This window comes from Stenotrophomonas sp. Y6 (genome assembly GCF_022436665.1).
GTDB lineage: Bacteria > Pseudomonadota > Gammaproteobacteria > Xanthomonadales > Xanthomonadaceae > Stenotrophomonas > Stenotrophomonas acidaminiphila_A.
Genome location: NZ_JAKUKB010000001.1, coordinates 343,288 through 356,674, shown reverse-complemented (window position 1 = coordinate 356,674; position 13,387 = coordinate 343,288). Strand labels below are relative to the sequence as shown.

At 69.9% G+C, this 13,387-nt stretch carries 8 protein-coding genes; 4 read left to right on the top strand and 4 right to left on the bottom strand.

Going from position 1 to position 13,387, the window contains the following annotated elements; translation table 11 throughout:
* Positions 1–26: 26 nt before the first annotated feature.
* The gene (gene rplS / locus MKP15_RS01695; RefSeq protein ID WP_054664251.1) at positions 27–434 is read left to right on the top strand and encodes a 50S ribosomal protein L19; all 408 of its coding nucleotides are present in this window, start codon (positions 27–29) and stop codon (positions 432–434) included.
* A 384-nt stretch (positions 435–818) separates the two neighbouring features.
* Here rplS and MKP15_RS01690 read toward each other — a convergent pair whose 3' ends face one another.
* The 4 genes from MKP15_RS01690 to MKP15_RS01675 are packed head-to-tail and all read right to left on the bottom strand — an operon-like array spanning position 819 to position 5,066.
* Positions 819–1,595, bottom strand: coding sequence for a DeoR family transcriptional regulator (locus MKP15_RS01690; protein WP_161614141.1), 777 nt, complete (start codon positions 1,593–1,595; stop codon positions 819–821).
* A 34-nt stretch (positions 1,596–1,629) separates the two neighbouring features.
* Complete coding sequence (locus MKP15_RS01685; protein ID WP_240211587.1) at positions 1,630–2,964, bottom strand: D-tagatose-bisphosphate aldolase, class II, non-catalytic subunit; 1,335 nt, start codon at positions 2,962–2,964, stop codon at positions 1,630–1,632.
* Positions 2,965–2,980: 16 nt separating this feature from the next.
* Complete coding sequence (locus MKP15_RS01680; RefSeq protein WP_240211586.1) at positions 2,981–3,919, bottom strand: ROK family protein; 939 nt, start codon at positions 3,917–3,919, stop codon at positions 2,981–2,983.
* Complete coding sequence (locus MKP15_RS01675; protein ID WP_104938379.1) at positions 3,912–5,066, bottom strand: SIS domain-containing protein; 1,155 nt, start codon at positions 5,064–5,066, stop codon at positions 3,912–3,914. Before MKP15_RS01675 ends, MKP15_RS01680 begins: the two co-directional genes overlap by 8 nt.
* 313 nt (positions 5,067–5,379) lie before the next feature.
* On the opposite strand from MKP15_RS01675, the gene MKP15_RS01670 reads away from it, so the two are divergent.
* From MKP15_RS01670 to MKP15_RS01660, 3 genes are all read left to right on the top strand, one after another.
* Positions 5,380–8,742, top strand: coding sequence for a TIM-barrel domain-containing protein (locus MKP15_RS01670; RefSeq protein ID WP_240211585.1), 3,363 nt, complete (start codon positions 5,380–5,382; stop codon positions 8,740–8,742).
* A 117-nt stretch (positions 8,743–8,859) separates the two neighbouring features.
* Positions 8,860–11,838, top strand: a complete 2,979-nt coding sequence (locus tag MKP15_RS01665) for a TonB-dependent receptor (RefSeq protein ID WP_240211584.1) — start codon at positions 8,860–8,862, stop codon at positions 11,836–11,838.
* Positions 11,839–11,959: 121 nt separating this feature from the next.
* Entirely contained in the window at positions 11,960–13,315 is a 1,356-nt protein-coding gene (locus MKP15_RS01660; protein WP_240211583.1) for a Gfo/Idh/MocA family oxidoreductase, read from the top strand.
* Positions 13,316–13,387: the final 72 nt, after the last annotated feature.

Here is a 13,387-nt window from a genome sequence, read left to right as displayed (position 1 = left end):
GTCCACCCGAATACATCGGTGCAATCATGAGCAAGCTGAACAAATCCATCGTCGCGGACTTCGAATCCGCCCAGATCACCCGCGAACTGCCGAAGTTCAGCCAGGGCGACACCGTTGTCGTCAACGTCAAGGTCAAGGAAGGCAACCGCGAGCGCGTGCAGGCCTACGAAGGCGTCGTGATCGGCACCAAGAACGCCGGCCTGAACTCCTCGTTCACCGTGCGCAAGATCTCGCACGGCTACGGCGTCGAGCGCGTGTTCCAGACCCACAGCGCGCTGATCGACTCGGTCGAAGTCAAGCGCCGCGGCAAGGTCCGTGCCGGCAAGCTGTACTACCTGCGTGGCCTGGAAGGCAAGGCCGCCCGCATCAAGGAAGACCTGGCCGCCGCTGCGCAGGCCAAGGCTGCCCGCCAGGCCGCCAAGTCCGCCGAGTAATTCCCGCCGCGCGGGCCTCGTGCCCGCCGTCGCGCAACGGCCGCCTACGGGCGGCCGTTTGCGTTTGTGCCTTCCACGCGGGGAAGTGCGGCATCCAACGACGGCGCGCCTGCGCTGCCGCGCCTCGGGCGTGGAGGCGCCGGTTGCTTCCGGTTGCGGGTGCAGGTGCCCGGAACGGGCGGATGAGGGCACGGCGAAGCCGCACGGCATGTCTGCCGCCCGTGTTTCGCGCAACGCGCGGGGTGGTGCGGTTGCCGCCGCGCGGGCTTGCGGCACGACGGGTTCCCCACGTGCGCCGCCCGGGTTCCGGCCACGTCTGCGGCGCGCAGCCGCGCGTTGCCGCTCCGGGCGAGGGCCGGGTTGCGGGGGCCGTCCGGTTCCGGCCTATGCCGCCGCTTCGGCGACCACGACCTCGATGCCGCGGCGCTGCAGCCCCTCGCGCGTGGCCTCGTCGATGCCGGCGTCGGTGATCACCGCGTGGATCTGGTCCAGGTAGGCGATGCGGTGCAGGCTGACGCGGCCGAACTTGGAGGCGTCGGTCAGCACCACGATGCGCCGCGCGCGCTCGACCATGCGGTGGTTCAGGCGTGCCTCGGCCTCGTCGTGGGTGGTCAGCCCGAACTGCAGGTCCAGCCCGTCCACGCCGAGGAACAGGGTGTCGAAACTGTAGGGGTTGAGGCTGGCCTCGGCCTGGCTGCCCTGCAGCGACAGCGACTGCTTGCGCAGCTGGCCGCCGGTGAGCAGCACGTTGACGCCCGCGGCGTTGGCCAGCTCCCAGGCGATGTTCAGGCCGTTGGTCATCACCGTCACGTCGCGGTGCCCGCGCAGGTGGCGGGCCAGGGTCATGGTGGTCGAGCCGGAGTCGATGATGATGTTGTCGCCGGGCTGCACCAGCTGCGCGGCGCGCGCGCCGATGGACTCCTTGAGTGGCAGGTTCAGCGCATCCTTTTCGTGGATGTCCTGTTCCTCGGGCGGGGTGCGCACCAGGGTGGCGCCGCCATGGGTGCGGGTGGCCAGGCCCTGCTCCTCGAAATGGCCCAGGTCGGTACGGATGGTCACTGCCGACACTGCGTAGCGCGCGACCAGTTCGGCGACCTGCACCGAGCCCTGCTCGATCAGTTGCTGCAGGATCTGCTGGCGGCGGGAGCGGGTGTTGCGCATGGCCATTGCGTGCTTTCTCCGGGAAAGGGCGAGCTTAGCCGTTCGCAAGGTTTGCCGGGGCGGAACTTGCGTTGTGCCTGCGCGGGCCGGCGCTGTTGGCGGCGCAGGCGCGCGCGTACGCGTCCAGGCACAGGCCGATGCGGTGCCGCACCAGCGCGTCGGGCGTGTTCGCCAGGCTGCCCTCGCGCACCGCGCGGAACTGCTCCGGCAGGTATTGGCTGAGCAGTGGCAGCGGCGGCGCGTGCCGCTCCAGGTTGGCGAACAGCGTGCGTACCGCCTCGCGCAGCGCCGGCTCGCCCCAGTAGTAGCGGCAGCGGTCGCTGAAGGCGAACGCGCGCAGCCGCCGCAGCGTGTCCGCGTCGCCGTGGTAGTGCGCCTGCCAGTGCCGGGGCTGCGCGGTCATTACCTCTTCCAGCACCTGCGGCAGCCGCGAGCATTGCGCCGCCGGCAGCAGCTCGGCTTCGATCGCCGCCAGCGCGAACAGCGCCTCGCGGTAGGCGAAGGTCGCGGCCGGGCCGACCTTGAGGATGGCGAAATGGTCGCGCACCAGCGCGTGCAGGCCGCTCTCGCGCTGGTAGTCGGTGGAGTGCGCCTCGAACACGATGCGCGGCTGCCGCTCCAGGAACGCGGCCAGCGCGTCCGCGGCGGCCGGGTCGTAGTCGTGCACGCTGCTGTGGTCGAAGTCCACGCCCGGCTGCACCACCATCGCGATCACCCGCTGCCAGGCGTCGCGCAGGTGCGGGGTGTCGAACGCCTGGCGGTGGATTTCCAGCGTCTGCGCGGCCGCGGCCGGCGTGGTCACCTGCAGGCCCCCAGCCAGCGAGGCTTCGCCACCGGGAACCGGCACCTCTGTGCCGATCACGTAGACCGGCGGCGGCAGGCCGTGTTCGGCGGCGGTGCGCTCGGCGATGGCGGCCAGCTCGGCCGAGCGCGCGGCGACGATGGCGTCCGGCAGCGGCACCGGATCGTCGGCGCAGGACATGCTGCAATCGAGGTGGATCTTGTGGAAGCCGGCGGCGACGTAGGCTTCGATCAGCACGCGCGCATGGGTCATCGCTTCGGCGGCCGGGCGCTTCTGCCAGGCATTCGGGCCGAGGTGGTCACCGCCCAGGATCAACCGCTCGCGCGGGAAGCCTTCCCCATCGGCCAGCGCGCACACGTAATCGCGGTACTGCGCCGGGGTCATGCCGGTGTAGCCGCCGAACTGGTCGACCTGGTTGGAGGTGGCTTCGACCAGCAGCACGGTGGCGTGGCGCGCGGCCACGTCCAGCGCCGCGCGCAGCACCTGTTCATGGCTGCAGCAGACGCTGTACAGGCCGACGTTGTGGCCGGCGCGATGCGCGGCGAGCAGGGATTGCAGCGGGGACATGGACCAACTCCCGGGGTCAGGAAAAAGTGGGCTGGCAGGCGAGCAGGGCGGCGCCACGCGCGCCACCGGCATCGCCGAAGCGGGGCGGCACGATCGGCGGCACCTGCACGCCGGCGAAAAGGTGCGCGGCGATCGCCGCCGGCAGCTGCTGGTACAGCGGCGCGTACTGCGACAGGCCGCCGCCGAGCACGATCACATGCGGGTCCAGCGCCAGTACCAGCGCCGCCAGGCTGTGGCCGAGCAGGTCGCAGTGGATGTCCAGCGCCTGCCGCGCGCGCGCGTCGCCGGCCTCGGCCAGGGCGATGACGTCGCTGGCGTTGCCGGCGCCGCCGCCGAGGTGGCGCTCGATCATCGCCACGCCGCTGCCGGAGACATAGCGCTCCACGCAGCCGCGCAGGCCGCAGCCGCAGTCGAGCAGCGGCAGGCCGTGGCGCTGCAGCAGGTTGGCGGGCACGCTCCAGTGGCCCCATTCGCCGGCCAGGCCGTTGAAGCCGCCGATCAGCCGGCCCTGCACGCAGTAGCCGCCGCCGGCACCGGTGCCGAGGATCGCGCCGAACATGCTGGGGTAGCCATCGGCGGCCCCGCCATGCGCTTCGGACAGTGCGAAGCACTGCAGGTCATTGCCGAAATGCAGCGGGCGCTGCAGCAGCGCCTGCAGGTCGCGGGCGACGTACTGGCCGGTGAGGGCCGGTACGTTGGCACTGAGCTGGCGGCCGCTGGCGCGCTCGCGCACCCCGGGCAGGGCGATGCCGATGGCCCGTGCGCCCCGGCCCAGTGCCGCATCGGCATCGGCGACCAGTTGCTGGACGGCCAGTAGGAAGCCGGCATAGTCGCCCTGCGGGGTGGCGATGCGCTTGCGCCAGGCCACCTGCAGCGCCGCATCGCAGGCCACCAGTTCGATCTTGGTGCCGCCGATATCGATGCCGTAGCAGGCGTTGGCGATGGACTCAGCCATGGTGGATGGTGACGCCCTTGACCACGCGGTTGACGGTGCCGTCGGGGAACGGGTTGTCCGGCGTCAGCCCCAGCGCGGCCGAGCGGCGCAGCGCGTAGAGCTGGGCGAACGGCAGCCACGCCGGCGCCAGCCAGGCATCGGCCAGCGCCGGCACCTGCAGGGTGAAGTCGTCGCCGGCGCCGATGTCCGAATGCGGGCCGAGCGACAGCACCCTGCCGGCCACGCCGTCGCCGCGCAGTTCTTCCAGCAGGTCCTGCTCGTAGCGGCGCGCCAACGGTTGCACGCTGCGCAGCATCACCACCAGGGTGCGCGGGTCGAGGGTGGATTTGGGGCCATGGCGGAAGCCCAGCGGGGTGTTGGCCATCGCCAGCACGCGGCCGGCGGTGAGCTCCAGCACCTTCAGCGCGGCTTCGCGCGCCAGTGCCTCCAGCGGGCCGCTGGCCAGGTAGATCACCCGCTCGAACGGCTGCGTGGCGAGCGCGGCCACCGGCGCGTCCCATGCGCGCAGGCCCTGCCGCGCCAGCGCGGCGACCTGGCCGATGCGCGCGCCGCGTTCGTTCCATGGGGCGCGCTCGAACACCGCCAGCGCCGCCAGCAGCATGCAGCTCAGGCTGCTGGTCATGGCGAAGGCGCGGTCGCAGCTGGCCGCCGGCATCAGCAGGGTGCAGGTGTCGGCGCGGCCGGCGCCACGCCGCGCCAGTTCGCCGTCCGCATTGCAGGTGATATCCAGGAAACAGGCATCGTCCACGTCGGCACGCACGCGCTCGACCGCGGCCACGCTTTCCGGGCTCGAGCCGCTGCGGCCGAAGGACACCAGCAGGGTCGGGCGTTCGCGCTGCAGATACAGCGCCGGATGGGTCAGCAGGCTGGTGGTATGCACCGCGCGCACGTCCGCCGGCCACTGCGCGTTGATATGGTCGGCGACCATCTCGGCGATGAAGCCAGAGCTGCCGGCGCCGGTGAACAGCACGCGCTGCGCCGGGTCGGACAGGCGCTGGCCGAGGAACGCCTGCAGGCGTTCGCGGTCGCGCCCCAGGTCTGCGGCCAGGGCGTCCCACAACGCCGGCTGCTGGGCGATTTCGGCGGCGGTATCGGCTCCGCCCAGGCGCTGCCAGGCAGATAGATCGGTAAGCAGGGTGGCGTCCATTCTTGGTTCCTGTTGGGCCAGCGCACGATCTGCTTTTTCTTTCGAAATGTCAAACATCGAAAGAAAAAGGAAAGATAACTTTCGGCGCACGAGCCTGTGCGGGTCATGACGCCGAACGAAAGTTCTGTGCGCCCTATCTTTCGTTGCCACGATACGGCAGGTGAATGCCGATAAAGAAAGTGGTGCTTTGCACAAACTTTCGATTTATCAAAAAATCCTTATCTTTTGCTTTCATTTTGTTGACATCTTTCGAATTGCTGCCCTAGAGTCGGCGCAACGCCATCGGATGCCCGATCGGGCCTGGGGAGCAAGGGTGCACAACCGCGTACGACGTCTGCCACTGCCGGTGGCGCTGCTTTCCGTCCTGCTGCTGCCGGCGCTGCCGGCGCAGGCCGAGCCGGTGGGCAACCTGCGTGCGGTCAGCGCCGGCGATGGCCGCGACGGCGTGCGTGGCTGGGACCTGCTCACCGACACCGGCACGCGCGTGCGCATCGAACTGCCGGCCGCCGACATCATCCGCGTGCAGGCCGGGCGCAAGGGCAGGCTGAGTGGTGCCGGTGACAAGGCCGCGCCCATCGTGCTGCCGCAGCCCACGGCCGGCGTGCAGGCGCAACTGGAACAGGACGCGCAGGAAATCCGCGTGCGCACCGATGCCCTGGTGCTGCACGTGCAGCGGCAGCCGCTGCGGCTGCGCCTGGAGCGGCTGGACGCTGGCCGGCCCACCGCCCTGTGGCAGGAACTGCAGCCGCTGGACCTGGATGCCGCGCAGAGCGTGCAGGTGCTGTCCTCGCAGGCCGACGAGGCGTTCTTCGGCGGCGGCCAGCAGAACGGCCGCTTCCAGTTCAAGGGCCGCGAGCTGGAGATTTCCTATTCCGGCGGCTGGGAGGAGGGCGACCGCCCCAGCCCGGCGCCGATGCTGCTCAGCTCGCGCGGCTGGGGCATGCTGCGCAACACCTGGAGCGATGGCAGCTACGACCTGCGCCAGCCCGACCAGGCCACGCTGCTGCACCGCGAGGACCGCTTCGACGCCTACTACTTCGTCGGCGCCGACCTGCCGCGGCTGATCGAGCGCTACACGCAGCTGACCGGCCGCCCGAACATGGTCGCGCGCTGGGCGCTGTCCTACGGCGATGCCGACTGCTACAACGACGGCGACAACATCAAGAAGCCCGGCAGCGTGCCCGAAGGCTGGAGCGATGGCCCCACCGGGACCACGCCGGACGTGGTCGACAGCGTCGCCAGGCAGTACCGCGAGCACGACATGCCCGGCGGCTGGATCCTGCCCAACGACGGTTACGGCTGCGGCTACAAACAACTGCCCGAGACCGTGCAGGGGCTGGCGAAGTACGGCTTCAGGACCGGCCTGTGGACCGAGAACGGGGTGGACAAGATCGCCTGGGAAGTGGGCAAGGCCGGCAGCCGCGTGCAGAAGCTGGACGTGGCCTGGACCGGCCAGGGCTACCAGTTCGCGATGGACGCCAACCGCCAGGCGTTCAACGGCATCCTCGACAATTCCGACTCGCGCCCGTTCCTGTGGACGGTGATGGGCTGGGCAGGGATCCAGCGCTACGCCGTGGCCTGGACCGGCGACCAGAGCAGCAGCTGGGACTACATCCGCTGGCACGTGCCGACCCTGGTCGGCTCGGGCCTGTCCGGCATGGCCTACGCCAGCGGCGACGTCGACGCGATCTTCGGCGGCAGCGCCGAGACCTTCACCCGCGACCTGCAGTGGAAGGCGTTCACCCCGGTGCTGATGGGCATGTCGGGCTGGTCGTCCAACGCGCGCAAGCACCCGTGGTGGTTCGACGAACCCTATCGCTCGATCAACCGCGACTACCTCAAGCTGAAGATGCGCCTGACCCCGTACATGTACGGGCTGGTGCACGAGGCCGCGCAGACCGGCGCGCCGCCGGTGCGCGGGCTGATGTGGGACTACCCTCGCGATCCGCACGCGCGCGACGAAACCTACAAGTACCAGTTCCTGCTCGGCCGCGACCTGCTGGTGGCGCCGGTGTACCGCAGCCAGGCCGCCAGCCGCGGCTGGCGCCGCGACATCCACCTGCCGGCCGGCGGCTGGATCGACTACTGGGACGGCCGCCGCGTGCAGGCCGGCGCCGACGGCCGCCAGCTCGACCGCCAGGTGGACCTGGCGACGCTGCCGGTGTTCGTGCGCGCCGGCGCGATCCTGCCGATGTACCCGGCCATGCTGTTCGACGGCGAGAAGCCGCTGGATGAGGTGACGTTCGACCTGTATCCGCAGGGCGATTCGCAGTACACGCTGTACGAGGACGACGGCAACACGCGCCGCTACCAGCAGGGCGAATCGAGCACCCAGCAGATCCGCGTGCAGGCGCCGGCGCAGGGCAGTGGCCCGGTGCAGGTGCGCATCGAGGCGGTGCAGGGCGAATACCGCGGCCAGCTGGCGCAGCGCCGCTACGGCCTGCGCGTGCTCAACCGGCAGGCACCGGCCGCGGTGCGGCTGGACGGCCGCGCGCTGCCCGCGCTCGCCGATGCCACCGCTTTCGATGCGGCCGGCGAAGGCTGGTACTTCGACGCCGGCGAGCGCCGCGGCACCCTGCACGTGCGCACCGCGGCGGTGGACATCCGCCAGCCGCTGCAGCTGCAGCTGGACTTCCCGGTGGCCGCCGCGGCAGCCGACGACGCGTTCCCGGCCGCCCCGGAACAGGGTCGGGCGCTGCCGCCGGACAGCCTGCTGGTGGTCAACCGCCCGGCCGAGGAAAACGGCTACCCGCTGGAGAACGCCTTCGACGACGATCCGGCCACCTGGTTCCGCACGGTGCGCAACCAGGCCATCCGCACCGGCGCCCACGAATGGGTGATCGGCTTCGGCGAGCGCAGGATGATCGACGGTATCGAACTGGCGCCGCGCAACGACCAGCACTGGAAGCACGGCCAGGTACGCGACTACGAGATCTACCTGGCCGACAGCAACGGCGAATGGGGCGAGCCGGTCGCACGCGGCCGCCTGCCGCTGAAAGAAGGCCTGCAGCGCATCGATTTCCCGGCCCATGCCGGCCGCCTGCTGCGCTTCCGCGTGCTCGGCGTGCAGAACCCGGACGGCGACGGTGCCGCGGCCAGCGACCCGATGGTCAGCGTCGCGCAGGGCGCCACGGCACGCGCCGTCGATGCGCTGCGGCCGCGCGACGTCGGTCCGATCGCACTGTCCACTTTCCGCATCCTCGAGCAACGCCGACCGGAGCGGCCGGCACGGCAGCAATACCTCTCCCGGCTGCCGCTGCCGGCCGCGCTGGCCGGCCAGGTGCGGGCCGACCGCGCGTTCCGCGGCGATGCCGGCATGCGCATGAACGGCCTGCAGTTCCGCAGCGGGCTGGGCGTGGGGGCCGACAGCCGCATCGACCTGGCACTCACCGGCCACTGGCAGCTGCTGCGCGCCGACCTCGGCATCGACGATGCCTGCCGCGCCGCCGGCGGCCTGCAGTTCCAGGTCTGGGGCGATGGCCGCCTGCTCTACGACAGTGGCCTGGTGAAGGCGCCCGGCGTGGTCAAGCCGGAGCTGGACATCCGCGGCCTGTCCGCGCTGAGCCTGCGCACGCTGGGTGCGCAGGGCAGCCAACCCGCCCAAGTCTGTGGCAACTGGGCCAATGCCGTGCTGATCGGCGAGGAGGGCGACTCCGCCGAACTTGTCGCCCCATGACCCCCGCGTAACACCGCTGCTCCCCCAACACACCGCCCACGGCCGTCGCGGCCGTGGAACGGGATCGCCATGCCCGCCATCCGCTGTTCCGTGCGTCACCGCCAGGAGAGAACCCCGATGTTGCCAGCCCGCCGCACTCCCACCCGTTGCCTGTCCACGCCGCTGTCGCTGGCCGTGGCCAGCGCCCTGATCGCCATCGCCGCGCCGGCCCTCGCGCAGGATGCCGGCAAGGACAAGGACAAGGAAAAGACCACCGAACTGGCCCGCGTCGAGGTCACCGGTTCCAACATCCGCCGCACCGACGTGGAAACCGCCTCGCCGGTACAGGTGATCAGCAAGCAGGACATCCAGAACATGGGCGCCCGCACCCTGCTGCAGGTGCTGGACAACCTGCCGGCCGCGCGCCCGGCCCAGGTCGATTCCAAGTCGCTGTTCACCGGTTCCGACGGCGCCTCGCAGGCCAACCTGCGCGGCCTCGGCCCGCAGGGCACGCTGGTGCTGCTCAATGGCCGCCGGCTGTCGTATTACGGCGCGCCGTCGGGCTTCCAGACCCAGTTCGTCAACATCGACGCCATTCCCGCGGCCGCGATCGAACGCATGGAAGTGCTGACCGACGGCGCCTCGGCGGTGTACGGCACCGATGCGGTGGCCGGTGTCATCAACGTCATCACCAAGCGCAGCTACCAGGGCCTGGAGGTCAGCGGCACCTGGGACACCGCGCCGCGCTTCGACTCCTACGGCGAGAAGCAGGCCAGCATCACCGGTGGCTTCGGCGACCTGTCCCGCGACCGCTACAACGTCTACGCCAGCGTCAACCTGTACGAGCGCGACGGCATCCCCGACAGCGAGTGGTACGACAAGAACCCGGCTCAGTTCTACGTCAACAATCCGGACTACATCAAGAACCTGCGGCTGGGCACGGGCAGTGCGCCGGGGGTGTTCAACCCGGGGTACTACTTCGCCTTCGACCCGGTGACCAAGGCGCGCGTGGACGAGGCCGCGCCGGGCTGCAAGAATGTGCTGCAGGTGAGCAGCGGCACCCGCTGCATCTGGCAGACCTGGATGAACCGCCAGATCAACGGCGGCGCCGACTCCCGCCGGGTCACCGCCTACGTCAACGGCCACTTCGTGGTCAACGATGCCACCGAGGCGTTCGCCGAGGTCACCTATACCGATATCGACCTGCGCGCCAATGGCGGCACCCCGCGCGCCTACGGCACCACCACCGGCAACCCGCAGAGCTGGTTCTCGCGCAATACCGGCAACACGGTCAACCAGTTCCTGTATCCGTTCCTCGGCCCGAACAACGAGTACAACCACGCCAGCCCCGAGCTGAAGGCGCTGATGGGCGGCGTGGTCGGCCTGGGCTACCTGCTGCAGGACGTGGGCGGCAACCACTTCGGCCAGCGCAATACCGACAAGAGCTACCGCGCGGTGGCCGGCCTGCGCGGCAGCATCGGCGACTGGAACTGGGAAACCGCCTTCGCCACCGCCGGCTCGCATTCGGTCACCTACCAGACCACCAACGTCAACCTGCGCGGCTTCGAGAAGGCCTTCGGCCCGTACACGGTCGACCCGGGCACCGGCCGGGTGATCATTTCCGACCACCCGGCCTACAAGTTCGGCGAGCTGAGCGAAGCCAATGCCGCGCTGATCCGCGAGGCGTTCCCGACCTTCGACATCCAGTCGTGGACGCGGCTGCATACCCTGGACGGCAAGATCGAAGGCCCGCTGTTCAACCTGCCGGCCGGCGAAGTGCGCGCCGCGTTCGGCTTCAACGCCACCCGCGAGACCTTCTATACCCCCGGCAACCCGGACGCCGCCAACGGCCTGATCACCCAGCAGGGCGGCTCATGGTTCGACGGCAAGCGCAACACCTACGCGCTGTTCTCCGAAGCGGTGGCGCCGATCACCGACAAGCTGGAGCTGGACGCCGCGCTGCGCGTGGACAAGTACCCGGGCTTCAGCGCCAACCTGGCGCCGAAGATCGGCCTGAAGTACCAGGCGCTGCCGCAGCTGATGCTGCGCGGTACCTATTCCGAAGGCTTCCGCGCGCCCAGCCTGGCCGAGTCCGGCAGCGGCGGCGTGTACGCGCAGATCGGCGGCTACCGCGACGAGACCCGCTGCGCCGAGACCAATGCCATCGCCGGCCTGCTGCGCCAGTCCGCGCGCGGCGTCGACAAGGACCTGGGCAACAGCCTGTGGAACAGCGACTGCAGCCGCAACGTGGCGCGCATGACCCAGCCCAACCCGGACCTGAAGCCGGAGAAGGCCAAGATCGCCACCGTCGGCTTCGTGCTCGAGCCGACCGACTGGCTGTCGCTGTCGGCCGACTACTGGTTCGTGTACCGCCGCAACGAGATCGTCGCGCCGGACTACAGCAAGCCGGAAGAAATCAGCGCGATGACCCGCTTCCCGATCACCGAGACCGACCTGGCCAACCTGGCCGCGCTGGCCCGCATGTGCGCCGACCCGGCCAGCGGCGTGGCCTGTCCGGCGACCCTGCCGGGCTACAGCACCGGCAACGTGGCCAGCGTGATCGGCCAGTACAAGAACCGCGGCCGCACCCTGGTCGACGGCCTGGACGTGGACGCCCGCGGCCGCTTCGACCTGGGCGAGTGGGGCCGGCTGAACGTCGGCGTGGCCGCGACCATCGCCAACCGCAACATGTACAACGCCGATGATGCCGACGGCTGGTACTACGGCAACTTCGTCGGCTACTACAACAACCCGCGGCTGCGCGCCACGTTCAACACCAACTGGACCTACGGCAACTGGGACACCGGCTTCTACATCAACTATGTCGGCGGCACCAAGTGGGCGTATGACCGCATCGACGCGGAAGACAACAACGCCGAAACCTGCACCGGCAGCTACGTCGACGTGTCGCCCAGCCAGTGCGAGGGCGCGCCGTCGTGGTGGACGGCCAACCTGAGCGTGAACTGGCGGCCGGTCGAGAAGCTGAGCGTGGGGGTGACGGTGAAGAATCTGTTCAACCGCCTGCCGTTCTACGACCCGAACGACTGGATGAACTTCCCGGGCTACACCAACAACTTCGGCCGCATCTACAGCGTGACCGCCACCTACCGGTTCTGATGCCGCACCGTTGCGTGCTCCCCTGCGTGCATGGCATGAAGGGGAGCACGCCTGCTTCGCCCGCCCGGGGCGTGCCATGGCGGCCGCCACGGGCGTGATTCCAAGCCAAAGAGGACATGCAATGAAACGCAGGGAATTCATCCTGGCCGGCGCCGCGCTGGCCGCCACCAGCCTGTTGCCGGAGACCCCGGCCTGGGCGCGCGGACGCAGGCTGCGGCTGGGCATGATCGGCACCGGCATGCGCGGCCAGGTGCTGCTCAAGGAACTGCTGCGCCGTGACGACGTGGACATGGTGGCGCTGTGCGACATCGAGCCGATCATGCTCGGCCGCGCCACCGCCATGGCAACCCGGGCCGGCAAGCCGGTGCCGCGGACCTACGGCGCCGATGGCGATGCCAACGCCTGGAAACGCCTGCTGGAGCAGCGTGGCCTGGACGGGGTGATCATCGCCACGCCATGGGAACTGCACGCGCCGATGGCGATCGCGGCGATGCAGGCCAGGGTCGCGGTTGGCTGCGAAGTGGTGGCCGGCATCACCCTGCAGGACCACTGGGACGTGCTCAACACCCAGCTGCAGACCGGCACCCCGTACATGCTGCTGGAGAACGTGTGCTACCGCCGCGACGTGATGGCGGCGCTGCAGATGGTGCGCGAAGGCCTGTTCGGCGAGCTGGTGCACCTGCAGGGCGGTTACCAGCATGACCTGCGCGGGGTGAAGTTCAACGACGGCAATCCCGACCATCCCTACGGCAGCGGGGTCGAGTTCGGGCCCAGGGGCTGGTCCGAGGCGCGCTGGCGCACCGAACACTCGGTCACCCGCAACGGCGAGCTGTACCCGAGCCATGGCATCGGCCCCTGCGCGATGTACACCGGCATCAACCGCGGCAACCGCTTCACCCACATCAATGCCTTCGCCAGCAAGGCGCGCGGGCTGCACGAATACACCGTGGCCAGGAGTGGCGGCACCACGCATCCGAGCACCCGGGTGCAGTTCAAGCTCGGCGACATCGTCACCACCACCCTGGCCTGCGCCAACGGCGAGACCATCCTGCTGCAGCACGACACGTCGCTGCCGCGCCCGTACTCGCTGGGCTTCCGCGTGCAGGGCACCAAGGGCCTGTGGATGGACCTCAACCACGGCATCCATATCGAGGGCCGCAGCCCGCCGCACGAGTGGGAGGACTTCAAGGCCTACCAGGACCAGTACGAGCACCCGCTGTGGAAGCAGCATGCCGATACCGCCGCCGGCGCCGGCCACGGCGGCATGGACTGGTTCGTGATCCACGCCTTCGTCGAGGCGCTCAAGGCGCAGGCGCCGATGCCGATCGACATCTTCGACGCGGTGACCTGGAGCGCGATCACGCCGCTGTCCGAGCAGTCCATCGGCAACGGCTTCCAGACCCTGGAGTTCCCGGATTTCACCGGCGGCCTGTGGCGCCAGCGCAAGCCGATCTTCGCGTTCGACGGGCGCTATTGAGCCCGCAGCAGCGCACCCCGGTACGCGAGGGGGCTTTGCCCTGATACCCCGCACCTGGGTGTGCCGGCAATG